Below are 25,373 nucleotides of genomic sequence, written 5' to 3'. Positions count from 1 at the left end.
TCGAGGACGTGGAGCGCGTGCTATTTGTTCCGGAACGGCAGCGCACCTTCTTCTTCGATCCGCAGCAGCTGGTTGTACTTCGACAGCCGCTCCGAATTGCGCACCGAGCCGATTTTGATCTGGCCTGCACCAGTAGCTACGGCAAGATCGGCGATGAATGAATCCTCCGTCTCACCCGAGCGGGCTGAAACGACAGTCGCGTAGCCCTGCGCACGAGCACACTCCATCACTTCGAGTGTACCGGTCAAAGTTCCGTTCTGGTTGAGCTTGATGAGAACTGCTGACGCGACGCCCTCCCGGCCTCCTGTCCCCAGGCGTTCCGCATTGGTGGCGAACAGGTCGTCGCCCACGATCTGCAGGCGCTCTCCGCGGAACGCGCTCGTGAACTGGCGCCAGGGCTCCCAGTCGTCCTGGTCGAAAGGATCTTCGATCGAGGAAATGGGATAGCTACGGCACAGCTCACTGACATGGATGAGCATCTGTTGCGAGGTGAGATCCGCGCCGATGCCGCGCAGGCTGTATCTTCCGGAGTTACTGGAGAACAACTGGCTTGCGGCGACATCGATCGCGATACTCACGTCCTCGCCGACTCGCAGGCCCGTCGTCTCGATGGCCCAAACCAGCAGGCTCAATGCCTGCTCGGAGCGCTCGTAGCCTGGGCTGAGCCCGCCTTCGTCCGCGAGCAGAGTGGTAAACCCTTCGCGGACGGCGAGCCTCGTCGCGGCACTGCGCACTTGCGAAATCCATTCGAGTGCTTGCGAATAGGATTCGGCGCCGGCTGGCACGACCAGAAAATCCTGGAAATCCATGCCTTGTCGCGCATGCGCGCCTCCGCTCAGAATATTCGTCATGGGCAAAGGCAGGCTCGGTGCAACGCCCGGCACCAACCCATTGAGATAACGATGCAGAGGCTGGCGCGTGTGAATCGCCGCTGCCCTCGCCGCGGCGAGCGACACAGCCAGGATCGGATTGCCGCCCAGGCGTTGCAGATTGGGAGTGCCGTCGATCTCACGCAGGACAGCATCGATCCTATTCTGATCGAGCGCCTCTGCTCCGAGCAATCGGGGCTGCAGCTCCGCCTGTGCCGCGGCCGCAATGCGCTGGACTCCCTGCCCTTCGTAGTGATTCAAGTCGCCATCACGTAGCTCATGCGCTTCGTACTTGCCCGTGGAAGCGCCCGACGGCACTGCCGCGCGGCCCAGGGATCCGTCGTTCAGCAGAACATCCGCCTCAACCGTCGGGCGCCCGCGCGAATCGAGAATCTGACGAAGCTTCAGGGAGGCAATGCTGCAAGCGCGCGTTGGTGTGGTCATGTTCTGCGCCTGCGCGAGAAACTGTCGAGAATCACTTCGGGAAACGAGCGCACCGGCCGCATGATGAGATCCAGCGCCATTCGCCTGACCTCCTCGATGTTCAGTTCGCCGAGATAGTTGACCGGCGAATCCCCGTCGACCCGAGCGAGCGCCAGGCAGCCGATCAGCGCTCCCAGCTCTGTGTCCGCCGCCGACACCTGCCCCTGCTTTGCGTAGGCCTCGAAGAATGCGAGGCTGGCCGCGCGAAACGGATGCGGCAGGACTCCTTGTCGCAGACCTGTAAGCAGCAGGTGTGAAATACAGAACGCGATGTCGAACCGTGGATCGCCCCAGTGCACGACCTCCCAATCCAGGACGACGACCTGGGAATCGCGCGCAAGCAGATTCTTGGGACTGTAGTCGCCATGCACGAGCGCCGTGCCGGGCGCGCGAAGCATCTGCACGACACGATCGATGGCCGGCCCGGCCTGGGGATTCTTCAGGGTGCTGCGAATGAAGAACGGCTCGATGCGCAGTGTTTCGAAGTACGCGCGGTTCGCGAATCGCGTCGCCAGGTCCGGATGCTGTGCTGAGCGCACATGCAAGAGGGCAAGCAACTCACCTGCGCGAGCGGCCGTCTCCAGGCTGACGCAGCCGGCGGAGAGCTCCACCTGCCAGTTCGTGAGGATGGGCGTGATGCGCTCCATTCCGAAGCGATGATGCTCGGCATCGACCCAGAACACGCGTGGGACCGCGGAAGGGCCCAGCAATTCGGCAGCGACATGCAAGGCTTCCACTTCGAGGCTCGAACGCGCCGGATCGCAGCGCCAGTCCGCTGCTACCTTCAGGCGCGGCAGTGCTTCCTTGACCACGACCTCGCGCCCCGCGGCGTCCTTCACGATCGCGACATCGCTTGCGACGCCGCCGTCGAGAACGGTGCGACCCGACTGCTCCCTCTCGCTCCTGTTCACGGCCATGCTCCTGATGGGGCTCATGGCTCTCAAACTATAAGCAGTCTCTTTCGCCGGCCACACCGCAGTTGACGGCGCGCTGATATGGATTTGATCGGCTGCGAGCCGTCATCCCGCGGAAGCGGGGATCCATGTCTTTGCAAAGATGGATTCCCGCCTGCGCGGGAATGACGATCTGTCTGGCTACCGGCTAGCTGGCCCTGCTCCCAACGGTCGTATCCAGATATTCCTGAACCGCACGGGATAGTCGTGGTCCTGCAATTGAATGGGGCCCGCAGGGCCATGAACGACTTGCGCCGGCAACGCGTGATGCCGCGAAGCACCGAGAAGCTCAGTGTGGTTCTGGGTGAGCACGCCGTTGTGGAGCACCGTGACGTAGCCGGGTGTCACTATCTTGCCGTCCTTGAAACGCGGCCCCGTGTAGATGATGTCGAACGTCTGCCATTCGCCGGGCGGACGCGACGCATTCACGAGCGGCGGCGACTGACCGTAGATCGCTGAAGCCTGCCCATCGGCGTAGGTGAGATTCTCGAAGCTGTCGAGAATCTGCACTTCGTACATGCCATACAGGAACACGCCGCTGTTGCCGCGACCCTGGCTGCGATTGATGGGCGGCGAAGGCGTGGCGAACTCAACGTGCAACTGGCTGTCGCCGAACTCCTCGCGAGTCTGGATGTCACCGGCGCCCGCAGTCACTTCCATGTAGCCGTCGACGATCTTCCATTTCGCGGGACTCTTGTCCTTGACCGTTCGCCAGGCATCCAGATTCGTGCCGTCGAACAGCACGATTGCATCGGCAGGGGGTTTCGCGGAAGCCCCCGCCGCACCGGGCGCCACGATCGGCGGACGCGGACGCGCTTCGTCGTGGATGCGCCATTGGCTGTTCGGCAGCTTCGGTGCATCCGAGTAGCCTGTCGGAAACTCTTCGGTCCCGGCAGCAAAGGTCGTCGCCGCGATCAACGGCCCGACAGCGAGGAGAAGACTGAACGAGAAGTAATGCCGAATGCTCATGCCTTCACCGTGCCGAAATTCTGACTGAGATACGCGTACGCAACGCGCACGGCCTGCATCGGCGTGGTGCCGTTCCAAGGCGCTTCCTGCTCAACGAACAGATGCCGCACTTTCGTCTCGCGAATCAGCGTGAAGATCTCTCGCCAGTCGACGATGCCCTTCCCGACGTCCGCTGACGCCAGATCCAGCGGATTGCGAGAGGGCTTCTGTGCATCCTTGAGATGCAGCAGGCGGATGCGACCCTGCGCTCGCTGAAACAACCCTTGGATATCCTGTCCTCCGACAGTTGCCCAGCCCACATCGAGTTCGAAGTCCACGAGCTTCGGGTCGGTGCGTTCCAGCAGGATGTCGAAGCCGCTCTTGCCATGATCCACGGGCGAGAAGTCGAAACCGTGGTTGTGATACGCAAGGCGAATACCTGAGCGCGCAAGGACCACCGCCCTTTCGTTGAGCAGATCGGCCGTGCGCTTCCAGTCATCGGCCTTCAGGATTTTGATCAGCTCCGCGAGGTTCGTCGTGTTGAAGCCCCCTTCAGGCGGGTGCTTCAGCGCTTCAACCAAGGCGTCCGAGTAGCGTGGCGCGGGAACGACCACATACGCCGCGCCCAGCGTGTACACATCATCCGCCAGTCGCGAGACGTCCCCCTCGATGTCCCACGATCCCTCGGATGCACGAGGAAGCGCATGGATCGCCGGACAAGACAGGCCCACTTCGTCGATCGCGTGGCGCAATGCTGCAGCTGACTTGCCGTAGGGCTGCGGCAACTCCACCGTGCGATAACCGATGTCAGCGACTGTTTTCAGCGTGCCGTTCAGATCTTTGGCCGGCGCGTCTTCCAACGTGTAGAGCTGCAATCCGAACACCCATGGCGTACTCGGCGGCTTCGGGCCAGAAGACGTCGACGCACCTGCGGCTGCGTGCGCCTGTTCGCCGCCCGCTGGCAATAGTGCCGCGGCAGCAGCCACACCCAGCCCCGCAAGGACCTGGCGACGCGATCGAAGAACGGGATATGTCATAGCAAGCCTGCTTTTTTCAGTACTTCCGCCGGCGGACCATCGAATCTCGCGAGCGGCACATTGCCGACGTACTGGAGATCCTTGCGGCCTTCAGGCGTCGTGTAGAACCCGCCGGCAGTCAGGTCGCGGTAGCGGGCAAAGAACTTCGCTGCATCCGCGAACTGCGCGGCCGCCTTCGGTGCGTAGCAGATGTCATCGCAGATCTGTCGCTGCTGAGCGGTCGAAAGCAGCGCGAAGGGTTTCGAGAAGCGACTGGAGGATTCCTTGTCCAGCCATTCGAAGCCGGTCAGGATCGTCTTGCGATCGTTCCGGTGCACTTCGTACGGCGCGCTGATCCATTCATCGATGAAATCGATCACACCCACCGCGGACGCGCTGGGCGATGTCGCATCCGCCGGAATGATGAGATCGGAAAGCGCCGTCGCAGTCGCGCGCTGAGTGGAACTCAGGGTCAGCGGCCACAGATCGCCCGCCTTGTAGACCTTCATCAGATCGGGATCGGTGCCGTACGGCTTCGCAACTGCCGCGGTCCCCGTGCTCTGCGCTGCATGAACAGCCACGCCCTGGAGCGTTGGGAGCGACGCCGATGCGGCCAGCATCCACTTGATCGTCGTACGTCTGTCCATTACAGCTCCTTGCGGCGCATGCGATCGAGAATGTGATCAGCCACGCGCCAGGCGTTCGCCATGATCGTCAGGGTCGGGTTTTTGTCCGCGTTCGACGGAAAGGGTGCGCCGTCGGTGAGGAACAGGTTCTTCACGTCCCACGCCTGGCACCACTTGTTGGTGACAGAGTTGCGCGCGCTTTCGCCCATGATGGCGCCACCCACTTCGTGAATGATCTCGCCTCCGTGGGCAATGGCCTTGCGACCGTCGGTCTGCACGGAGCCTCGCACGCGCCCACCCATGGACTCGATCAGCTGGGCGAAGGTCTTGTGCATGTGGGCGGCCTGGTTGATCTCGTGCGACGACCACTTCCAGTGGAACCGCAGCACCGGGATGCCCCACTTGTCTTTCACGGCGGGATCGATCTCGCAGAAGGAATCCTCGTTCGGCAGCATCTCGCCGCGGCCCGAGAAATACATCGTCGAACCGTAGTACCGGCGCGCATCCTCTTTGAACTTCGCGCCATAGCTTCCGCCCGTCAGCCACTCCATGCCGGCGGTGGTGAAGACAGACGGCATGTGCCGACCGCCTCCGAACTCGATGTGATAGCCACGCCCGAAGTCGAGCTTGCCTGCGAGTTGTTCCTTGTAGAGCCACCACGGCGAGTACATGTGACCGCCCGACACGCCGTCCTCGTTGTGCGGTGGCAGGCTCTCCAGTCGCGGGATCTGTCCGACCAGACTCGCGCCGACTGTGTCCATGATGTATTTGCCCAGCTTGCCGCTCGAGTTCGCGAGGCCCTGAGGGAAGCTCGCGGACTTGGAGTTGAGCAGGATGCGTACAGTCTCGAGCGCGCTCGCGGCGAGCACCACCACGCGAGCCGTCACGTGAATTTCCTTTCCCGTCCTTCTGTCGATGACACGGACGCCCGAAGCGCGGCCGTTCTTGTCGAGCGTGACCTCACGTGCCATCGCATCGGTCACGATATCCAGCTTGCCGGTATCGAGTGCAGGCGGCAGATGCACGGTGGTTGATTGATAGTTCGAACGCGTGGAACATCCGCGACCGCATTCCGTCGCAAAGAAGCACGCAGCGCGGCGTTGCATGTCTGCCGCGAGGATGGCCTGAGCATTGGCGTTGCCGGGATGCAGCTTCGCTGGCAGCCGCTTCGAATCGAGCTTCTCGGTCAGCACTGCACGATGGCACGCGACCACTGGAATGCCCAGCGTGCGGCCGTACTTTGCGGTCAACAGATCGCTCACCAACGGCTTCGGCGCCGGGAGAAGGCATCCGTCTGGAGAGTCCGGAGTATTCTCCAGACCCTCCTTCGATCCGTAGATACCGACGAGCATCTCGACCTTGTCGTAGTACGGAGCGATCTCGTCGTATGAGAAGGGCCAGTCGAACCCCAGGCCATCGCGCGAGTGTCCCTTGAAATCATAGGGACCATTGCGCAGCGAGATGCGTCCCCAATGATTCGTGCGACCGCCGAGCATGCGAGCCCGCCACCATGTGAAGCGGCTCGCGGGATCAGTGGTGGCCTGAACGTACGGTTCTCCAGGCACTTCCCACCCACCGTCCACAGTTGCGTCGTAGAAGCCGAAAGGCTTGTCGACCGTGCTGACGCCACGCAGCGGCGCCTGATCGTTCGTCTGGAACATCGGCGTTTCCGTCAACGGATCGTAGTGACGGCCCGCTTCCAGCATCAGCACACGCGCGCCTTCCATGGTCAGCGTGTATGCCGTCTGACCGCCCGCGGCGCCTGAGCCTACGACGATGACGTCATAGGACTTCCTGGTTGCAGCATCTAAGGTAATGAAGCTCACTGGATCTTCTCTTATTGAGATGCGAGTCGACCGCTGAGTGCGGGCCGGATCTCCGGATGTGCCCCACCGCTGATGGCGGTGATGTTGTTCACGAACTCGATGCGCACGCGATCCGCGTCGAACCTGCAGGTCACGGTGTCGTGATGCGGTGTTTCGTAGTAGCGCCACTGCATCACGAAAGTATTCTCGTCGGTCCAGGCTCCCGCTGCAGCAACCTTGATCGGCAGCGGCAGCGGCGACGTTCTTCCAATGAGCTCGGAAAACTCTGGCGGTACACCAGGCATCGTCGTGACGCCGTCGCGCCACTGACCCACGCCGAAAGTCACCGAGTGGGCCGAATCCTGCGCGTGCAGCTCGAACACACTCGATTGACCGTCGAAGCGCAGCGACACGCTGCGCAGGCCAAGATCGTTCTGCTCGAGATCGAAGTGCTTGCCGCTGAGACGCGCGGCATACGCTGAATCGGCAGCGCCTTTCGGCACCGGCAGAGTCAGCGAGTCCACTTCACCCGACAGCCGCGCAGCGCCCGCTGAATCTGGGATTGCGCCGTCGGACATCCCCGGGAGCAGATGCTCCCAGACGAGATTCAGCAAGCCCTGCATATCGGGCGTCATGCTCGTCATGGCAATGACGGCGTCCTGCCTCGGCAGGACGATGCAGAATTGCCCGAACGCGCCATCACCGCGATAGGCATCGTGACGGCAGCGCCAGAACTGGTAGGCGTAGCCCTGATGCCAGTCACTCACCTGTTTCAGCTGAGCGAGATCCGGATTGGGCGGTGGACCGCCGGGCTGCTGGATCTTGAAGCTCGTTGCCTCCTCGATCCATCGCTTAGGCAACAATTGCCGGCCGCCCCATTGACCTTGCTGCAGATAGAACTGCCCGAAGCTCGCAATCGATTCGGTTGAGATGCTCAGTCCCCAGCCGCCGGTATCAATGCCGCGCGGGCAAACGGCCCAGCGAGCATCGGCGATGCCAAGCGGCACGAGCAGCCTCGGCCGCAGGTAGTCGATGAGCGACACGCCACACACTTTCTGGAGAATCGCAGAGAGCATGTAAGTCGCACCGCTGTTGTACAAGAACACGCTGCCAGGTGCGTGTTCGATCGGCAGCGCGAGGAACGCGCTGGTCCAGTCGTCTTGTCTCGTGATGACCGGCGTCGAGTCCACAGCGTGCCCGACTGACATGGTGAGCAGGTCCTGAATGCGCAACGCCGCGAGATGGTCGCTGATCTGCTTCGGACGCTCATCGGGAAAAAAGTCGATGACCCGATCCGTCACCTTCAATCGCTTCTCCGTGACCGCGAATCCAACGGCCGTCGACGTGAAGCTTTTGCTCAGTGAATACAGGCTCTGCACCGCGCCTGCACGATACGGCGCCCACCATCCCGCGACGACCTGCGCTCCATGGCGGCGGATGACGAGACTGTGCATCTCATGACGCGAAGACGCTGCCTGAATGAATCGCGATATGGCTTCCGGGTCGACTCCGCCAGATCCCGCGGTGGCGTTTGCGAAGATCCGGACAGGCGCGGCGGCACCCAGACCGAGTACCGCCGCGGAGAGACCCAGAAACTGCCTGCGCTGGAAGTTTGCCATCTCGTCCAATGCGTGAGTCAGAGCGAATAGTTCAGCATCAGATACACGGATCGCGGCGGGTTGGGCTGGAAAGCGTTGTTCATGACGTAGCCATCGCGGTCGGTGACGTTCTTCACGTTCAGCCGGGCATCCAGCTTACCGAAGAACGTGTAGCCGAGGAATGCGTCCGCCTGGACCAGCGAGGGAATGTGGATGTCGTACTTCCAGTCACCCGCCATCACGCCGCGCGTTTCGGACTGCCCATGTATCCAGGCGCCGAGATACAGGCCCGACAAAGCACCTTCCTCGAACTGGTAGCGGCCGGTCAGGTTCCACTGCTCTTTCGGAGTCGACGGGAAGCGCAGTCCGATCTGCTGCGGCACGCCTGGATAGTCGATGTACTCCGCGGTGGGCAGATACGTGTAGTTGGCGGAAATCTGCAGTGCCGCGCTTGGCGTCCACACGACCTCCGCCTCGGCGCCTTCCGTGCGGCCTTTGCCGCCCAGGTGATACGAGACGATCGAGCCGTTCTGTCCCTGGTCGGAATAATCCGGGGTCGCGATGTTCTCGAGATCATCCTGGAATACAGAGATCGTGCTCGCGACCTTGCCGCCGAACCATGCTGTCTTGATGCCGATTTCCTTGCCGACGCCCTGCGCGGGCGGCACTACATCGTCCGTACCCGGCTGAAGCAGGCCCGACGGCGTGAACGATTCGGAGTAGTTCACGAAGATCGATGTATCCGCAAATCGCGAATCAGGCGAGAACGGCTTGAATACGAGACCCACCTGCGGAGTCGTGTCGCTCACACGATTACCGCTCTGCTTCGTCTCGGTGTAGCGTCCGCCGACCAGCAGGCGCAGTCGCTCATCGAATGCCGACATCTGCTCAGCGATGTAATAGGCATGCGTGCGCGTGTGCCCGTAGTCTTCCTGCAGAATGTCTGGCACCGGATTCACTGCGAGCCGTGCATTGAACTCATCACGAAGCATGCGCGGGCCGTCGGTGAAGTAGTCCCACATCTGGCCGGCGCCATTCATTGCCGGCGGCCCGATGAAGACCCTCATTCTGTCCGCTTCGCGATACTGATCGTTGTAGCCGACCAGCATGGCGTGACTGACCGGTCCGGTATCGAACGTGAAGGCAGCTTCCAGCTTGTTTTCCCAGCCCGTCTCGGCCACCTCGCCGGTCAGGAAGCTCGAGAAGATGCTCGAGCGCCCGTCCGCGCCGATCACCTTGGCGCCGCTCTGGATCAGCGACAGCGGCTTCCACGAGTACGTGTTGTACATGAAGCCGTTTCGCACTTCGATGTGATCGTTGACCTTGATCGTGAAGTCCAGCGAGGCGATCTCCACGTCGGTCTCGTTGAGGTTCTGCGGCCCCATGACGTTGTAGCGCTCGCCGCCGGGCAGATACTCGGGAATCGTGATGGTCTGCGGCGGCTCGTTCGGGCCGTAAACGGCGTCCACCCACGCATCCAGCGGCACGAACCAGGGCGTGCCCGATCCCATGAACCCCTGGTGGCTCACCGGCAGCGTCGACGCGCGAAGATCGCTGTCGATGCGCCGATAGTTCAGGTTCAGCCTGATCGCGTCGGTGGGCGCATAGGCGAGCCCGGCGATGATGGTTTTCTCTTCGCTGCCCGTCCAGTCGACCCAGCCGTCAGCATCCTTGTAGTAAGCATTGATCAGGTACGCAAGCTTGTCGGAAAACAGCGGACCCGTCGAAAACAGCTCGCCGCTCTTGTAGTCCCAGCTGCCGATCCCCGCTTCGAGATAGGTCTTCGGCGTGAAGGACGGCTTCTTGTAGATGATGTTGATGATGCCGCCCGGCGGCACATTGCCGTTGAAAACCGCCGAAGGACCCTTGATCACCTCGATGCGTTCCACACCAATGGACGAGCCCAGGCCCGCGGCCGTCGACAGCGTGTTGAAACCGTCGACCTGCGGGGTGATCGCATAGCCGCGCACACCGAAATTGGTCCCCGTTTCGCCGCTGTTGCTCTGCCCGGTGACGCCGGTCAGCGAACCGATCGCATCCATGATCTGCGTCGAGCCGGTGTCCTTCAGGAACTGGTCCGTCATCGCGGTGATGGAGATCGGCGTATCCAGGATGTCCGTGACGATACCGGTCGCGCTGGTTGACGCGTCAATCCGGTAACCCCTGACAACCACCTCCTCCAGAAGCATGCTGGAAGGCGGCGTAGTCGTAGGCTCCGCCGACTGGGCGGATGCGAGCGACGCGAACGAAAGCGCGCACAGCGTGCCCCAGCGATATTTGTTGATCGACGCGATTGAAGTCAGGACGGGAATGTCGTGACGGATCATGCAGCCCCCGGTAAGACCAGTTGTACTTTGCGGACGCTGACGATTAGGACACACGCTGCGCGCGCCGGACTATGCAATAGTTGGCCGCATTCGTGTACGGTTTTAATATCCGCGGGCAGTCATCCGGGGGAACGAGATCATGGAGCCACAATTCGAAAACGTGCAGACCGATTCCGAGAGCTCCTTGTGCAGTCTCTGGTTCGCCTGCGCGAGCCTCGCGGCCGACCACACGTGGCACTACCACCCGGAGTTCGAGCTCACGTGGGTTGTTCGCAGCGAAGGCACCCGCTTCGTCGGCGACAGCATCGAACAGTACCGGCCGAACGATCTGGTGCTGCTCGGGCCCAACCTGCCGCACTGCTGGCACGATGGAAACGAGCGTCGCGGTGACGACCTGCGGTCCGAAGCCGTCGTGCTGCAATTCCGCCCCGAGAGTTTCGGCGGCGATTTTCTCGGCCTGCCTGAACTTGCTCCGATCAACAAGCTGTTTCGCGCCTCCAAGTGCGGACTGCATATTCAGGGGGAAACAGCGGAACGTGTGCAGGTGCTGATGAAGGGTATTTTCCAGAAGACAGGCCTGGTGCGCCTCATGGGCCTGCTCGAAATCCTGCAGGTTCTCGCGCAGTCTCCCCACGATCTGCGCTCGCTTGCCAGCGCGGACTATCACATCACGAACGACATCACCCAGGCGAATCGCCAGCGCATCGAGCGTATCCACCGCTATGTACGCGACAACCTCGGGCGCGACGTGAGCCAGTCCGAGATCGCTTCACTCGTGGGCCTCACGCCGCCCGCATTCAGCCGCTTCTTCCGCAAGGCGACCGGGCAGACGTTCGTCGGCTTCGTCAACATCCTGCGCATCAGCGAAGTCTGCCGCGCCCTGATGGAAACCGACGAAAGCATCACCGATATCGCGATGCGCTGCGGCTACAACAACATTGCGAACTTCAACCGGAAGTTCCTCACGCTGAAGGGAATGAACCCGACGCAGTTCCGTGATCAGCGCAATCGCCTGACCGATGGACAACGCACATCTGTTCCCGGCAACGAGCGCGGCACGACGCCGGCTCCGCGCAGCGGCCGGATCAGTATGGCCAATTAGGCTGCGTGAAAACGCCGCCGTCGACGTGCAGCGTCTGGCCGGTGATGAAGTTCGACTCTTCGCTCGCGAGAAAAAGAATTGCATTGATGACATCGGCGGGCCTGCCCACTCGCCGCATCGGAGTCACGCTCGACCAGCGCTGCACATAGTCGGGCGCTTCATGGCGCGTCCGCTCGACTTCGATCGCTCCGGGCGCGACGCAATTCACCGTGATGCCATGCGGGCCAAGTTCTATGGCCGCAAGTCTCGTCAGCTGAGCGATCCCCGCTTTCGACGCGGAATAGTCGACCAGATTCGGGAAGGCGACTTTGCTGCAGCCCGAGCCGATGTTGATGATGGCGCCCGGCTGCCTCGCCGCGATCATCAGCCTGGCGGCCTTCTGTGTGTTGAGAAAGCAGCCCTTGAGATTCGTGCGCAGCACGAGATCCCATCGCGCTTCATCCAGCTCCAGCAGCGAGCTCCAGGTCTGCACCGCCGCGTTGTTGATCAGCAGGTCCGGTGCGCGGCCGAAATGTTCAGCGACGTCATCGAAGAAGCGTTCCACCTCACATTGAATGCCGGCATCGCATCGGGCCACCCATGAGCGGCGCGCTTCTGCTTCGACGCGATCGGCCACTGCCTTAGCGGCGTCCTCGCCGTCGATATAGCTGACGGCGACATCCCATCCGCGACGCGCCAGGGCCACGACGGTTTCATAGCCGATGCCCGTCGTCCCTCCGGTGACGACGGCCAGCCTTGACGGCGCTGCGAAAGTCCTCAAAGGCTGATGCCTCCGTCGACGACCACATCGGCGCCGCTCATGAATGAGCTCTCGGCGGATGCGAGCATTACAGCGACGGCGGCAACCTCGGCTGCCTGTGCCATTCGGCCCAGCGGCTGTCGCTGAATGAGTGCTGTGCGCGCAGCATCCGGATCAGCAGCGGCGTTCAGCCGTACCGCGAGCGAGGGCGTGTCTACGGTGCCTGGACTGATACTGTTGCAGCGAATTCCCTCACGTCCGAAGTCGAAGGCGATCGACCGGGTCATTGCGATCACGGCACCCTTCGTTGCCGCGTATGCAAAACGGCGCGGCGCCGCCATCGTCGTGGACACGACGGAAGCAATGTTGATGATCGCGCCATCGCGCCGCTCGATCATGCGGGGCAGGAACGCCTGCACCATGTAAAGGATGGATCGCACATTGACGTCGATGCTGGCGTCGAAGTCGTCGGCTGTGCATTCGAGCGCGGTTCCCATGGCCACATAACCCGCACAGTTCACCAGCACATTGGTTGACGCGAAGCGCTGTGCCACCTCACATGCGTCCCGCTGACTCGTCACATCGAGCTGCACAACCTCCACGTCGCCGCGCAACTCCGCCAGCGGCTCGACGTTGATGTCCGTGGCGATGACTTGCGCGCCCTCGGCAAGGAACTCTTCGACAATCGCCCGCCCCATTCCATGCGCCGCGCCCGTGACCAAACAAGTCTTACCTGCCAATCGAGACACTGATACTCCAATGATCGAAATGAAGCGAAGAATGCTTCGCGCATGCGCGGTACGATGCAGGCAAGCTATCGACGGGGTCACTGCAGGCACCACGACGCAGTTGACGCGATACCGATATCGATTTGATCGTGCCGTCGGAGCGTTCGACGGGTGTCGTTTTGATTCAATGCTGACACGGTCAAATCAGCATCGCAGTTCAATCAAACCCATCGTGTCGCCCGCCGCGCATTCGCCGTACCGTCGCAACGACACCAAGCTGCGATGGGTTGAAGATGAAGTTGCTGCGATTCGGCCCGAAGGGCCACGAGCGGCCGGGCATGCTCGACAGCGCCGGCCGCATCCGCGATCTCTCCGCGGAAGTCGGAGACATCGATGGACGCACGCTGGAAACCGAGCTGCCGCGCCTGCGCGCACTCTCCCCCTGTGCGCTTCCACTTGTCGATTCAGCGGTTCGTATCGGCCCCGCAGTCGCGCAGGTCGGCAAGATCGTCTGCGTCGGGCTCAACTACGCAGATCACGCCCACGAGACAGGTCAAGCGGTCCCTGCCGAGCCGATCCTGTTCCTGAAAGCCACCTCATCGATCGTCGGCCCGTTCGACGACATCATTCTGCCTCCGGGATCGCAGAAGGGTGATTGGGAGGTGGAGCTGGGTGTCGTGATCGGGCGGCCAGCGAGCTACGTGTCGAATGAAGACGCACTCGACCATGTCGCAGGCGTCTGTGTCATCAACGATGTTTCGGAGCGCAGCTATCAGCTCGAACGCGGCGGCCAATGGGACAAAGGCAAGGGATGCGACACGTTCTGTCCGCTCGGCCCCTGGCTCGTCACGCTCGATGAAGCCTGTGACCTGGGATCACTGGACCTGTGGTGCAAGGTCGATGGTCAGACGATGCAGCACGGCAACACTCGCACGATGATCTTCGATGTGGCGCATCTGGTGCACTACACGAGTCAGTTCATGAGCCTTCAGCCCGGCGATGTGATCAGCACGGGCACTCCTCCCGGAGTCGGCATGAGCATGAAGCCTCCACGCTGGCTGCGCGAGAACGACATCGTCGAGCTCGGGATCGCCGGGCTCGGCGAGCAGCGACAGCGCGTAGTGCGCTATCGCGGCAGCGATCAGGCGTCGACGTGAGTAAACGTCTTGTTGACGATGCGCCAGCCGGTTCCGTCATTCGCCAGTGACAGAAAGTCGATATAGATGAGCCCGAGCATGGGGCAACGCGCGCGGACCGAAGCCACCTGGTTCACGACTTCGACGCTGAGCAACTGCATCTCGAAGGGCTCAGCCTTGGCGTGCGGCGACGGGCGGCCCGCTACCGCTGTGAGATATCCATCGAGCGTGTTGTGGTAGGGCTTGCCGCGGACTTCGCCGAACAACTGGGCTTGCGGATGAAAGACGCTGCGCAGCAGGTCGACGTCGCCCTTGTACAAACCCTCGAAGTACCGGTCGACGACCGCCGAGATCTGCGAATTCCCCTGCATTTGCAATGCCCTCTGAGCTGAGATTACTCCAAGGGTTATACGCTGCGACTGATGCGACACGCGTTGCGATCGGCGCTCGGGTCGGTGTGCTTCCATCACCGCCGGCTCAATCGCCGTGCAACGGCATTGAAGCTGTGTATTTCTGTACGAAGAAGATCAGGTCGTGATTCATCTCTGAACCATCCACGAGTTCCCCTGCGGAAGCATTCTTGATTGACGTTCCCGGCATCGGCCGCACGCGGCATGGCGGATCCGACGAACAGAACCAGGCTTCGCCAGCCTCGACTGATTCGATCCTGATGTGCGTGATGTCCGAACCGACGTACGTGCCGGCTGGCGCGATGCCCGGGCGCCGCGGCTCTATTGCACGGCTCGAATGAAAGTTGCCGGCAAGGGCGATCACGAAACCCTCCTTGACGAGCGTCTTCAGCGCCATGCCGCTGTACTCATCGATGCTCATGCCCGCCGGCACCTGGCCGCCGTGCTGAAAATGCAGCCGCAGCGCGCCCTCTCTTTCCTTCTGAACCAGGAACTCGAGCAGCGACCACATCGCCGCGGAGGAACGCCCATCCCTGATGTCGCGCCAGTGAAGAGAGCCGGAATCGCGGGCGCGCTCTGAAAGCTCCAGGGACACGATTACCGTTTCATTTACACGAGGAAGAGCGCGCTCCACCAGGCATTGCATGAGGCGCGGTGATTCGACCGTGCCGTGAACTTCGCCGATGAACAGATCGCCATGGCTGAGCAGGCGATCGAGATACGGCATCAGGCGGGCATGTCGGTTCAGTCGACTCACCCCTGACATCCCAACCCATGAACGCAACCATGGAGAACAGAGCGACTCGCCAACTCATGGATCACCGGGAACTTTGCATGATGGTCGCCAAGCTATCAGTTGCGCGGCGGGTAGCTCCATTCGCTTTCTTTCTATCCCCGATCTGGAATATTCATCGTACGAGCGCTGTACTATGCATCCATACGCCGCCCCGAGGAGCACTCGTGCGAAGCCTCCAGATAGCAAACCTGACGACTAACTGCCTTGGGGTCACATGCCTCCTGCTGCTTCTGAGTACTGCGGTTCTCGCAGGCGAACCTATCGCCAGCGTGCGCGTCGCTTTCGATCGCGACGGCGTCACCGCCACCCGAGTGCACGGCTTCGCCGACAAGGCCGCAGGCCGCAAGGTGACTGCAGATGACCCGGTACGAATCGCGTCGATCTCGAAGCTGGTCACCACTATCGGCGTCATGCGATTGGTGGAGGCCGGCAAGCTCGATCTGGATGCGGACGTGTCGACCCTGCTCGGCTGGCGCCTGCGCAATCCGGCGTTCCCTGACGCGCCCATCACGCTTCGTCTGCTGCTATCTCATCGCTCCAGTCTCACCGACGGTGCCGGCTACTGGCAGGTGACGCTGGGCGGAAAATTGCGGGACGTCGCCGAAGATCCTCGCGCATGGGACACCGCGCATGCGCCAGGCACGTACTTCCGCTACGCCAATCTCAACTTTCCGCTCGTGGCCCAGATCATGGAGCGGGTGACCGGTGAGCGCTTCGACAAGCTGATGGATCGGCTCGTGCTGGAACCGCTCGGCATCGACGCCTGCTTCAATTGGGATAGCTGTGACGCAGCCATCGCCGCCCGCGCAGTGGTGTTGTACGACGCCGATGGCAAACCGGTGAAGGACGACAATCAGGGCCGCAAGCCCGACTGCGCAGTAGTCCCGCCTGAGGACGGCAAGTGCGATCTGTCGCGCTGGCGTGCCGGCGAGAACGGTGCGCTGTTCTCACCGCAAGGTGGCTTGCGCATTTCGGCCAACAGCCTGACCCGCATCGGACGATTGCTTCTCGGCAACGGCAGCATCGATGGCAAACGGTTGCTCGCGCCTGCCTCCGTGCAATCGATGATCACCCCGCAATGGCAATACAGTGCCGGCAACGGCAAGACCTTCGAAGAAGATACGGGTGATGTCGATCAGGGCTTCTTCTGTCGCTATGGCCTGGCAGTGCAGACGCTGGCCACACCGATACAAGGCTGCCGCGACGACCCCTTCGGCGATGGTGTCGCACGCATTGGGCATTCCGGCTCTGCATATGGGTTGCAGGCCGGGCTGTGGCTGGACATCAACGGCGGCAAAGGCGTGATCTGGTTCGTCACTGGCATGCCGGACGATCGCTTGGGCGGGAAGTCGGCATTCAGTGCGGTGGAGGAAGAGTTGGCGCGTTAGTTGGGAAGATCTTCCGCCGACAATCTGTGGTGGCCAATGATCAGGTTGAACTGCAGCAGAACATCTTCTTCCCTGGTGCCGCGGCCAATGTTGTGAATGATGAGCAGCCTGCCGTCGACTGACCCGTCGGACACGATGCCAATGTGCAGGACCTCGACCACGAGGCTCAAGGGCAGTTCACTTGCCGCTTCTAAGCACTCGCGATGATCGATGCCCGCTGCTTTTCATATTCTTCAGCGTTGATGTGGCTGTCCATCGAGCCACGTCAGCGGCGCCAGATAGACGCCGCCCTGATACCAGCCGCACCGCGACCGCGGATTCTTGCGGACGAAGCATCCGGTGCCCCGGAAACACCGCGCGTATCGCAGAACTCGCCGCTCGCGAAGAGGCACCTCCATACAATGCCACGGTGCGCGGCATCTTCGCCGACTCCCCACAGCCGCGCGCATGGAACCGAGGCAAGCAAGATGAACAATAAGTCCCCAGTCCTTTGGTTGGCGCTGGTCGCAGCGTTGGCACCGACCGTGGCGTTGGCGGATCTCAAATCCGATCTACTGGCACGGGAACAGGAGATGTGGATCGGATGGGGAAAGAAGGATGCGGGGCCCTACTCAAAGTATCTCGACGCTGACTACCGATTCGTTGCGGAGAACGCGGCCCCCATCGTCGGGAAGGAGGCGAATGTAAACGCCTTGAAGAGCCACTCCTGCGAACTGGGCGCCATCTCCTTTGAGGATGTCACAGTGCGTCAGCCTGCCCCGACGGTTGGCGTGCTCGGCTACACGGCCATTGCGGACATCCGGTGCGGCGCAAAGTGGGAGACTCTCCAACTGGTTGTCACAGCGGTCTGGCACCAAAGCAATGGCAGCTGGACGACGTCCCACTATCACCAATCGCTGATCAGCAACTGATAGCTGGAACCCGCTGATGCGTCGCGACATGGGGCCTCGCACCACCCCACTGACCACTGGCGGCTCCGGCAACGATGTGCTTAGCTTCCTGCGAGCCGAACTACAAGAAGTCGATCCGCGGCGGAGCAGGATGCCATGGCGTACTCGGTGTATCTGTCGTCGACGCTCGAAGACCTGAAGCCGGAACGGGCCGAGGTGGAACAGGTCCTCAGTTCCCAGGCACAGATCATCCAGAGCTACGAAGCTTCGCCTCGAGCACTCATTGAATCCTGCTTCGAGGACATCGAGAAATCTGATGTCTACGTGCTCATTCTCGGGCTGCGTTACGGCTTTCGACCAGTCAATGCCAAGCTCAATCCCGAAGGCCTCTCGATTACCGAGCTCGAGTATCGGCATGCTGTCCGGAAGAAGAAAGACTGCTACGTCTTCAGCAAGCATCCGGACGCTGTCGCCGCCCCGTTTGCCGATGGCTTCACGAAGAAGGCAGATCCAGCGCTGATCGAGGGCTTTCGCAGTCGCGTGAACGAACGCGCAGCTGAATTCCGTGACCTCAAACAGCTGTCGGAGCTGGCGTTGAAGGGGTTCTTCAGGTTCAAGCTCGGCCGCGAGCGCGGCGCCTCGGCGTTGATGCAGCGGGATGGCTTCGACGCTGAACATCCAGCGGAATTGCGCACGGATGTGGCCATCCTCTGTGCGAAAGGAACAGACGCCAAGGCGGCGCAGTCGATCAATGCGCGCGGCGACAGCCGATTCAGCGCAATCGAGATATCACCGGACGATCAAAAATTGCAGCTCACGGTCAGCTCTGCGATCCGATCCGCCAGAGTGGGCGCTTTTCTCATCACAACACAGGCTCTGGACCGAATGAAGGCGAGGCCCGCGATGGATCTGGCGCTTGCGATGGCGGCGCAGCGCTGTGGCCAGGCTTTCCTTCTGCTGGATGGCGTCAGAGAAAGCGACATTCCACCTGCATGGCTCGCTGTTGCGAAACCGATCGAGGCTACGAACATTGCAGATTCCACCAGCGGCGTATTGAACGTCGCTTACAACGCGATCCGCGAATGCAGCCCGTCAATTGCCAGCGATCGCCGTCTCGGTGTGCCCTGCGTCGTGGTGGCACTCACGGACGACAAAGCCCGGGAACTCGTGGCAGTCAAGGGCGCCATTTTCAACGACTTCAAGGACACGCAACGCACGACGCGCCGCAAGCAATTCAACAAGCTTCGCAAGGCCATCCAGCACATCCATGCGGACTGGCCGCTGAACTTCTATGGACAGCGGCCCGAGGACTGGAAACCGTTCGGACCGGAGGGCTCGACCATTGCGGAACTGCTGGACCGTACGTTCGATCGCATCAATGGTGACCAGCAGCCCGGCAGCCGGGAACGGCGATTGCTCCGCGAGTACCGGCTGCAACCGCGCCCTTACTCGTTCGACGACTTCTGCAAAGACCGATTTGGCTCGCGCGCCATGATGGAAGAAGCGCGCGACCAGGGATGCCTGATGTTGCTCGATGAGATCGCACTGCTGTCGCCGCAGATGCGCGAGCACATTGGTTCCTTCGTCAGCGGCCATCGCGTGGCAGTCGTTTCCGCAAACCCTTGCGATCCCGCGCACCTCTCGACCCGCGATCTGCTGGACGAGTTCTCACACCTGCACGTGGGATCGCTGTTCACACGCTTCCGGGATCAGGAAGATCCTCGTTGCGAGCTGTCGCTCAACAGCGTGGCGCGGCTGCAGCGCTGGCTGCGACTCGTGCTGCCGGAGTTCGTGAACACGTTGAGCTACCAGGAAGCGCAGACAGAGCTGGTTGCCAGATCGTCGTCGGAGCTCTTCGGCGGCACCGGCCCATGATCTACACCTTCTACTCCTTCAAGGGCGGCGTTGGCCGCTCGATGGCGCTGGCCGGAGCCGCGTACCTCTTCGCCGAGCGCGGACTGCGAGTGCTTGCGATCGACTTCGACCTCGAAGCGCCGGGCCTGGAGCGATACTACTTCGAAAGAGATGCCGCGCGCGATGCGCGCACGCGGCGCGGTGTCATCGATCTCATCCTCACTTACAAGCGCGCGCTGACGACCCCCCAGGAGTTCGAGAAGAAGGAATTCCGTGCGTGGCGCAACTTCAGGACCGAGGCAGTACCGTCGACAGCGAAGGGCGGATGCGTGCACCTGATGACGGCTGGATGCCGGGAGCCTGACAACAAGCTCCGGGGCTATGCGCAAGCCGTTCGAAACTTCGACTGGCAGGACTTCTTCGACAACTGGAATGGCGCTGAATTCTTCTCCTGGTTGCGCAGGGAACTCGACGATCCGCAGACCGGCTACGATGTGGTGCTCGTAGACAGCCGCACCGGTGTGACGGAGATGGGCGGCGTGTGCGCATATCAGCTCGCTGACGTAGCCGTCATGCTGTGTGCTGCAAACTACCAGAACCTGGACGGCACACTTGCGGTCGCCCGTGATTTCCGTTCCGACGCGGTGCTCGCATTACGCGGCGGCCGTCCGCTGGATTTGCTCGTGATTCCTGCCCGGCTCGAGAACGATCATCCACAGCGCGAGGCCTTCATCACTGAATTCGAGCGCGCGTTTTCCAGCGAGGGACTACCGAAGGTCCTGGCCGACGCACGGATCGGTTATCGTGAACTGGCGTTGCCCTACGACCGCAGCTATGCCGTCGCGGAGCGGCTGGTAGGCGAATCGCCGCAGGCAGCAGCCGCGAATGTCGGGGTCCTCGGATTCTCCAAGTTGTGCGATGCACTGACGTTGCTTGCCAGCGGAGGCAAGCTGGCGCAACAGCAACCCAATGCGCTCCGGCGCTTGCGTGGAGAGGCGATTGGCGATGCCCCACTACCGATCGCAGATGTCACGCAGGGGAGCGCCGGTTTCGATGTTCTGCTCGACTACGCAACTGTCGACGGGACGCTCGCCCACCAGTTGGCAGCGGAACTTCGCAAGGCTGGGCTTTCGGTGTACGACCCGGCTGATGCCACCATGGATGCGAACGATCCAAGTCCGCTCGAGACCGCGCTCGCCTACAGTGCGTTTCTCGTGACGCTCATCGGTCAATCGCAGACGAGTGCATTCCGGGAAATGCTTTTGCGGCGGGCGCGCGAGCGCAGCAAGCCGAAAGTGCTGCCGGTGCTGCTTGGCAACGTACCGCTCAGCGCGCTCACATCATTCGGCCTGGATCAGCTGCACTCGATTTCGTTACCGGATACGAGCGCAACCGGCCTCCCGCATCTAGTGTGGAAGCTGATTGAATCTGTGAAGGAGACTCAGCGCGCCGCCCCCGGTGCTTCGGCTGAAGCGACTCCGTATCCTGGCACGCGAGCATTTGGTGAGGATGATGCACCTTTCTTCTTCGGCCGGGATCGAGACGTGGAGACGCTATGCGCGGCGGTAGCCACTCACGACATCATTCTGGTCACGGGTGAATCAGGCGTTGGCAAGACGTCGGTGCTGCGAGGTGGCGTGCTACCGCGGCTGCGTGCGGCTGTCGAGGGCGGTCAGTGGGACCTGGAAATGGTGGACATATCCATTGGCGAGGAGGTATCCACACTGCATGGGGGTGGCGACGCAAGGCGAGGACTGCTGATCATCGATGGTGCCGATACCTTCATCGAGGGTGGCGACGAAACAGCACGCGCCGAACGCATGGAGCTCGTAACCACAACTGTCGTACGCGAATCCGCGAGCCGGAAGGTGCTTGTGTGTGGTCGCGGCACCTGGGGCAGTATTGCCGAAAGGAGTCTGATGAGTCGGCTCGAGCCGCGAGCTGCGAAGATGTTCCACTATCTGATCAGCGCGCTGCCTGCGACGTCGCTGCGCGAGGCCATCGAACGGCCAGCGCAGAAGCAGCGTCACCTGTTCGAGAGCGGACTGGTTGATCGTCTCGTGACGGATGCGGGCACCAAAGCTGCCGCATTGCCCCTCCTCCAACTCGTTCTGCCACAGCTCTGGAAGGAACGCCGACGCGGCTGGCTGACCAATCATGCTTATGATCAGTTGGGAACAATCAACGGCGTGGTTCGTCAACGCAAGGATGCGTTCTACGAGACGCTGTCCCCCGCGGATCGCCGCCGCTCGACAATCTTCTTCGCCAATCTCGTCAGCCTCGACAGCCGCCTGACCCTCGTGCCGGGCCAGTGCGGGTGGCGTCGGCTGGGAACAATTCCAGCCCTCGGCCCCGACGCCAGCTCGCTGCGCGATCGGCTCGCGGCCCAGAGACTCATCGTCGCAACGGCCGATGAGGATGATCTCTATTGCTCACTCGCCGCCAGCGATGCATCCACGTGCTTGAGGAGCAGTGACATCAATGCAGAATTCATGTTGTGGCGGCAGAGATTTGCATCCTTCGTGAACTCGTGGCAAACCGCTCGCGCGCCCATCGCAGAACCGGCTTTGGGCGAGGCGCAGCGCTGGCTCAATCTCTGGCGCGAAGAGCTGAGCGAGGATGAGCGCGCCTTGATCGAGGCATCGGCTGAGAGCAGGTCGCACGCGCAGCGCGAAGCTCAACAGCAGCGCGCACTCGAGCAAGCTCGCGAACTGGTGAAGGATGAGCAATCGCGAAGAGAGGATTACCGTCCGGCGGAACTCGAAATTGCCGAGTCCCACCTTCGTGAACGAGGCAGTCGTGTGCTAGCGAGCCTCAGATCCCCCGGCGACGCGGTGAGCTTTGCAACCGCCAGAGACTTGGTTTTGCGACTCATGAGCGCGAGAGACTATGAGTTCGCATCGCTCCTGCTCGAGGCGATTGCGCGCCGTGATCCGCAGGATGCCACAACCCGCCGACGCTATGCGCAATGCCTGATCGAGACCGGTCGCGTCATGGCTGCCATCGATATCCTGTCGAGTCTTGTTCATCGCCTGTCGCCGGATCACCCGGAAAGTCTTGAAGTGCCCGGCCTGCAGGGGCGTGCGCATAAGCAGATCTTCCTTGATGCGGCCGATCCGACCAGCGAAGTTGCGCAGGAAGGTCTGCGCCATGCGATCGCTGCTTATGCAGTCGCGTATGCACGGAGCCCCGAGCACGTGTGGCATGGCGTAAACCTCGTCGCCCTGCTCGATCGAGCGCAGCGCCTGGGAGTGCACACCCATAGCGATCAGACTGCGGGTGACGTCGCCGAGTCAGTCATCGCGAGCATGGTGAAGATCCAGCCGCAGGACCGGGATTCCTGGTATCTGCCGACACTGATGGAAGCGTATCTCGGAGTGCGCGATTGGGACGCCGCAGAACGCTGCTTGCGCGAGTACGTATCCTCGGCATCGGCGGCAGCTTTCGCAATCAACAGCACACTGCGCCAACTGACGCAGGTATGGGACCTTGAGCGCACAGGAAGTCGCGGATCGGGCCTCGTCGCGGCGTTGCGCGCCAGCTTGCTGAAATTCGAAGGCGCCAGGATCGAAGTGGAAGCGAAAGACATACAGCGCTTGACTGCCGAGGAGGCCCCGCAGTCTCAGCAACTTCAAGCGATACTGGGTGACGGCGGCTCACAGACATTCGAGTGGTGGAAGAAGGGACTGGAACAAGCCAGAGCGATTGCATCCATCCGTATGCCGCAGCTTGGCCGGATCGCGACCGGGTTCTTGATGCGCGCCGCTGAACTGGGATTTGCGCACGAGGAACTGGTCCTGGTGACGGCGTTCCACGCGGTCAATGAAAGTGGCACCTCACCTGGTGTCGCACCTGCGCACGCCGAGATCGTCTTCGAGTCCGCGGAACCGGATGCCATCTACGGAATCAGCACCATCCTGTTTCAGTCGCCCTCTGATCGACTCGACGTCAGTATCCTCCGCCTGTCACGCCCCGTCGAAGGTGTTCAGCCACTGCAGTTGGCAAAGCACTTGCCGATCATCGACAACAGCCAACGCCTTTACGTCGCAGGCCACGTCAACGGACGAGCGTTGAGTCTCGCCGATGCGGGCCTCCTGGATCACGAAGGACCTCCATCCGGCAAGCCGCAGATTCCAGGCGTCTGCCGCATCCACTATCGCGCCGCTACCGGACCCGGCAGCGCAGGCAGTCCCGTGCTCAATATGCTCTGGCAAGTAGTTGGTCTGCATCACAGCGCAGGGCACGCCGGAATGCCCCGGCTGAACGGAGTGGAGGGCACCTACGCCGCTGGGGAAGCCATCTGGATTCAGTCGATTGTGCAGGCGATCAGTGCTTCACCGCATTCGTCTCAAACATAAGCCCCTGTTCTCGGTAGCGCCCGGAGCGCGCCGAGACACGCTGTGCTGATGGCTTGGAATTCCGCGGAGATTTGACTGTCCCGCGCGCAGCGCCCCCAATACCTCTCCGCGAGCTCACGCGCCCGTCCATACGATTGCATCGTGCTCGTGGTCGGAGTGGGCGGCTCGAAGACTCGCTCGACGATCTGATCGTGCTCGGGCTTGTAGAGCATCGGCAGCATGTCGTAGATCGGTGCGAGTGCGAATTCGCCGTCATATCGATCGATGAACGCCAGGTTGCCGAAGTGGCGATCCGTGTTGGCAATCAGCTCGCCAAAGGTTGCCGCCAAGCGAACTTGCTCGAGTGTTCCTTCGGAGATTCGTCCATCAGCGCGCAGTCGCGTTGCGGACGATATCCAGTTGTCTATCTTTCCATAGAGCGAAGCATCCACAGACAGGAGTGATGTCACGCCTGTTCGACCTTCCGGTCCATGACGGTCGAAGCGGTCCACCTCCAGGTAGGTGCGATCTGCGGCTTGAAGCATTCGGGACCGTGCAGCAGGCAAGCCCGCCTCGCCCAGCACTTCATGCGCTATGTGCTCGGCGATGAGCAAGTCAGACCACCGTCTTCCCACTGCAGTTGTAACGATCGGCGAGAACTTCACGATGACGTGCTTCGGTCCCGAAGCGTCCTCGATCAGCGTGGAAAATTTTGGGTGTTCACCGTGCGCGGACGACCCTGGCAGTCCGCCTTCCAGCACCTGCGTTGCCAGTTGTGGATAACGGGCGAGACGCTCGGCATCAGCGATTGGGAGACGGTGTCTTTGCTGTCCGAGATACTGATCTAGTGCGGCGTCACCCAGGATGAGATCGCCCACGGTATCGCCACCGCGCTGTGTGAGATACCGAAGATAGTGATCATCGTTCCAATCGATGACTCGCTGCGGCAGACCAAGTTCGGGATAGCGCTGCGGGACCGCTCGCCCCAGGAAGCCACCTGGGCGCTGATCTTGCAGAAAATAGGGAATGCCTTCGCTGAGACCGCTCCAAGCGAACTGCTCCGTCGCAGGATCGAAGTGATATTCGTCCGACGCAAGGGCGCTCAGCATACCGAGCGCATGGATGTCCCCTTGCTCGTCGATCCGCCGCAGTGGCCACTGCTTGCCGATGCCTTCGATTTCACGAAGCAGCGCATACCTCGCCCCTCGCGTCGTGCCCAGGCGAATGACAACTCGTTGCGAAATGAGCTCGCGTAGCCGTCGAGAAACTGCGGATTGTGATTGACCAATGGCTTGCTCCAACTCGGCGGACGAGGCTGAGCCTTCGGTCAGGCGGCGGACGATGAGATCACTGGGACTGGATGGCATC

At 61.7% G+C, this 25,373-nt stretch carries 20 protein-coding genes; 6 read left to right on the top strand and 14 right to left on the bottom strand.

Annotated features, from left to right (window positions below; genetic code table 11):
- Positions 1-20: 20 nt before the first annotated feature.
- The 8 genes from eno to HNQ60_RS00220 all read right to left on the bottom strand — a co-directional run bounded on the left by eno (position 21) and on the right by HNQ60_RS00220 (position 10,625).
- The gene (eno, locus tag HNQ60_RS00255; RefSeq protein ID WP_184329019.1) at positions 21-1,313 is read right to left on the bottom strand and encodes a phosphopyruvate hydratase; all 1,293 of its coding nucleotides are present in this window, start codon (positions 1,311-1,313) and stop codon (positions 21-23) included.
- Entirely contained in the window at positions 1,310-2,263 is a 954-nt protein-coding gene (locus HNQ60_RS00250) for a phosphotransferase family protein (RefSeq protein ID WP_184329018.1), read from the bottom strand. Before HNQ60_RS00250 ends, eno begins: the two co-directional genes overlap by 4 nt.
- Positions 2,264-2,446: 183 nt before the next feature.
- Complete coding sequence (locus HNQ60_RS00245; RefSeq protein ID WP_184329017.1) at positions 2,447-3,274, bottom strand: 3-keto-disaccharide hydrolase; 828 nt, start codon at positions 3,272-3,274, stop codon at positions 2,447-2,449.
- Positions 3,271-4,290 (bottom strand): sugar phosphate isomerase/epimerase family protein, encoded by a 1,020-nt coding sequence (locus HNQ60_RS00240; RefSeq protein WP_184329016.1) that lies wholly within the window; start codon positions 4,288-4,290, stop codon positions 3,271-3,273. Before HNQ60_RS00240 ends, HNQ60_RS00245 begins: the two co-directional genes overlap by 4 nt.
- Positions 4,287-4,916, bottom strand: coding sequence for a gluconate 2-dehydrogenase subunit 3 family protein (locus HNQ60_RS00235; RefSeq protein ID WP_184329015.1), 630 nt, complete (start codon positions 4,914-4,916; stop codon positions 4,287-4,289). The genes HNQ60_RS00240 and HNQ60_RS00235 overlap by 4 nt, the downstream gene beginning before the upstream one ends.
- A complete protein-coding gene (locus HNQ60_RS28010) occupies positions 4,916-6,712 on the bottom strand; it encodes a GMC family oxidoreductase (RefSeq protein WP_407676426.1) in 1,797 nt (598 codons plus the stop codon). The genes HNQ60_RS00235 and HNQ60_RS28010 overlap by 1 nt, the downstream gene beginning before the upstream one ends.
- A gap of 20 nt (positions 6,713-6,732) precedes the next feature.
- Positions 6,733-8,319 carry a serine hydrolase domain-containing protein gene (locus HNQ60_RS00225; RefSeq protein ID WP_184329013.1) on the bottom strand — a complete coding sequence of 529 codons (1,587 nt, stop codon included), beginning with the start codon at positions 8,317-8,319 and terminating at the stop codon, positions 6,733-6,735.
- A gap of 17 nt (positions 8,320-8,336) precedes the next feature.
- Positions 8,337-10,625, bottom strand: coding sequence for a TonB-dependent siderophore receptor (locus HNQ60_RS00220; RefSeq protein ID WP_184329012.1), 2,289 nt, complete (start codon positions 10,623-10,625; stop codon positions 8,337-8,339).
- Between the two features lie 139 nt (positions 10,626-10,764).
- Here HNQ60_RS00220 and HNQ60_RS00215 point away from each other — a divergent pair, with 139 nt between their 5' ends.
- Positions 10,765-11,727: an AraC family transcriptional regulator gene (locus HNQ60_RS00215; RefSeq protein WP_184329011.1), complete on the top strand. Its 963-nt coding sequence runs from the start codon at positions 10,765-10,767 to the stop codon at positions 11,725-11,727.
- Here HNQ60_RS00215 and HNQ60_RS00210 read toward each other — a convergent pair.
- Positions 11,711-12,487, bottom strand: a complete 777-nt coding sequence (locus tag HNQ60_RS00210) for an SDR family NAD(P)-dependent oxidoreductase (protein WP_221303945.1) — start codon at positions 12,485-12,487, stop codon at positions 11,711-11,713. The two genes, HNQ60_RS00215 and HNQ60_RS00210, sit on opposite strands and share 17 nt — an antisense overlap.
- Positions 12,484-13,215 (bottom strand): SDR family oxidoreductase, encoded by a 732-nt coding sequence (locus tag HNQ60_RS00205; RefSeq protein WP_322096823.1) that lies wholly within the window; start codon positions 13,213-13,215, stop codon positions 12,484-12,486. Before HNQ60_RS00205 ends, HNQ60_RS00210 begins: the two co-directional genes overlap by 4 nt.
- Positions 13,216-13,487: 272 nt before the next feature.
- Here HNQ60_RS00205 and HNQ60_RS00200 point away from each other — a divergent pair, with 272 nt between their 5' ends.
- Positions 13,488-14,351, top strand: a complete 864-nt coding sequence (locus HNQ60_RS00200) for a fumarylacetoacetate hydrolase family protein (RefSeq protein ID WP_184329009.1) — start codon at positions 13,488-13,490, stop codon at positions 14,349-14,351.
- Here the strand turns inward: HNQ60_RS00200 and HNQ60_RS00195 are convergent.
- Both HNQ60_RS00195 and HNQ60_RS00190 read right to left on the bottom strand, forming a co-directional pair.
- On the bottom strand, positions 14,336-14,701 hold the full coding sequence (locus HNQ60_RS00195) for a nuclear transport factor 2 family protein (RefSeq protein ID WP_184329008.1): 366 nt from the start codon (positions 14,699-14,701) through the stop codon (positions 14,336-14,338). The two genes, HNQ60_RS00200 and HNQ60_RS00195, sit on opposite strands and share 16 nt — an antisense overlap.
- Positions 14,702-14,807: 106 nt before the next feature.
- Positions 14,808-15,497: a hypothetical protein gene (locus HNQ60_RS00190; RefSeq protein WP_184329007.1), complete on the bottom strand. Its 690-nt coding sequence runs from the start codon at positions 15,495-15,497 to the stop codon at positions 14,808-14,810.
- Positions 15,498-15,796: 299 nt separating this feature from the next.
- Between HNQ60_RS00190 and HNQ60_RS00185 the strand changes: the two genes are divergently transcribed.
- Positions 15,797-16,924: a serine hydrolase domain-containing protein gene (locus tag HNQ60_RS00185; RefSeq protein WP_407676425.1), complete on the top strand. Its 1,128-nt coding sequence runs from the start codon at positions 15,797-15,799 to the stop codon at positions 16,922-16,924.
- On the opposite strand, the gene HNQ60_RS00180 is transcribed toward HNQ60_RS00185, so the two are convergent.
- Positions 16,921-17,085, bottom strand: coding sequence for a DUF1287 domain-containing protein (locus HNQ60_RS00180; protein ID WP_322096842.1), 165 nt, complete (start codon positions 17,083-17,085; stop codon positions 16,921-16,923). The two genes, HNQ60_RS00185 and HNQ60_RS00180, sit on opposite strands and share 4 nt — an antisense overlap.
- 306 nt (positions 17,086-17,391) lie before the next feature.
- Between HNQ60_RS00180 and HNQ60_RS00175 the strand changes: the two genes are divergently transcribed.
- From HNQ60_RS00175 to HNQ60_RS00165, 3 genes are all read left to right on the top strand, one after another.
- Positions 17,392-17,835, top strand: a complete 444-nt coding sequence (locus HNQ60_RS00175) for a nuclear transport factor 2 family protein (RefSeq protein WP_184329006.1) — start codon at positions 17,392-17,394, stop codon at positions 17,833-17,835.
- A 135-nt stretch (positions 17,836-17,970) separates the two neighbouring features.
- A complete protein-coding gene (locus HNQ60_RS00170; protein ID WP_184329005.1) occupies positions 17,971-19,689 on the top strand; it encodes a DUF4062 domain-containing protein in 1,719 nt (572 codons plus the stop codon).
- Positions 19,686-24,026, top strand: coding sequence for an nSTAND1 domain-containing NTPase (locus HNQ60_RS00165; protein WP_184329004.1), 4,341 nt, complete (start codon positions 19,686-19,688; stop codon positions 24,024-24,026). The genes HNQ60_RS00170 and HNQ60_RS00165 overlap by 4 nt, the downstream gene beginning before the upstream one ends.
- Here the strand turns inward: HNQ60_RS00165 and yjjJ are convergent.
- Positions 24,017-25,372 (bottom strand): type II toxin-antitoxin system HipA family toxin YjjJ, encoded by a 1,356-nt coding sequence (gene yjjJ / locus HNQ60_RS00160; protein ID WP_184329003.1) that lies wholly within the window; start codon positions 25,370-25,372, stop codon positions 24,017-24,019. The genes HNQ60_RS00165 and yjjJ overlap by 10 nt on opposite strands.
- Position 25,373: the final 1 nt, after the last annotated feature.

Source organism: Povalibacter uvarum, assembly GCF_014202975.1.
Lineage (GTDB): Bacteria > Pseudomonadota > Gammaproteobacteria > Steroidobacterales > Steroidobacteraceae > Steroidobacter > Steroidobacter uvarum.
This window is presented reverse-complemented; position numbering and strand designations above follow the sequence as displayed.

Coding starts and splice junctions, on each gene's coding strand:
- HNQ60_RS00235 (WP_184329015.1), bottom strand. CDS start 4,916: ATGGACAGACGTACGACGATCAAGTGGATGCTGGCCGCATCGGCGTCG.
- HNQ60_RS00200 (WP_184329009.1), top strand. CDS start 13,488: ATGAAGTTGCTGCGATTCGGCCCGAAGGGCCACGAGCGGCCGGGCATG.
- HNQ60_RS00175 (WP_184329006.1), top strand. CDS start 17,392: ATGAACAATAAGTCCCCAGTCCTTTGGTTGGCGCTGGTCGCAGCGTTG.
- HNQ60_RS00195 (WP_184329008.1), bottom strand. CDS start 14,701: ATGCAGGGGAATTCGCAGATCTCGGCGGTCGTCGACCGGTACTTCGAG.
- HNQ60_RS00225 (WP_184329013.1), bottom strand. CDS start 8,319: ATGGCAAACTTCCAGCGCAGGCAGTTTCTGGGTCTCTCCGCGGCGGTA.
- yjjJ (WP_184329003.1), bottom strand. CDS start 25,372: ATGCCATCCAGTCCCAGTGATCTCATCGTCCGCCGCCTGACCGAAGGC.
- HNQ60_RS00215 (WP_184329011.1), top strand. CDS start 10,765: ATGGAGCCACAATTCGAAAACGTGCAGACCGATTCCGAGAGCTCCTTG.
- HNQ60_RS00240 (WP_184329016.1), bottom strand. CDS start 4,290: ATGACATATCCCGTTCTTCGATCGCGTCGCCAGGTCCTTGCGGGGCTG.
- HNQ60_RS00220 (WP_184329012.1), bottom strand. CDS start 10,625: ATGATCCGTCACGACATTCCCGTCCTGACTTCAATCGCGTCGATCAAC.
- HNQ60_RS00245 (WP_184329017.1), bottom strand. CDS start 3,274: ATGAGCATTCGGCATTACTTCTCGTTCAGTCTTCTCCTCGCTGTCGGG.
- eno (WP_184329019.1), bottom strand. CDS start 1,313: ATGACCACACCAACGCGCGCTTGCAGCATTGCCTCCCTGAAGCTTCGT.
- HNQ60_RS00165 (WP_184329004.1), top strand. CDS start 19,686: ATGATCTACACCTTCTACTCCTTCAAGGGCGGCGTTGGCCGCTCGATG.
- HNQ60_RS00170 (WP_184329005.1), top strand. CDS start 17,971: ATGGCGTACTCGGTGTATCTGTCGTCGACGCTCGAAGACCTGAAGCCG.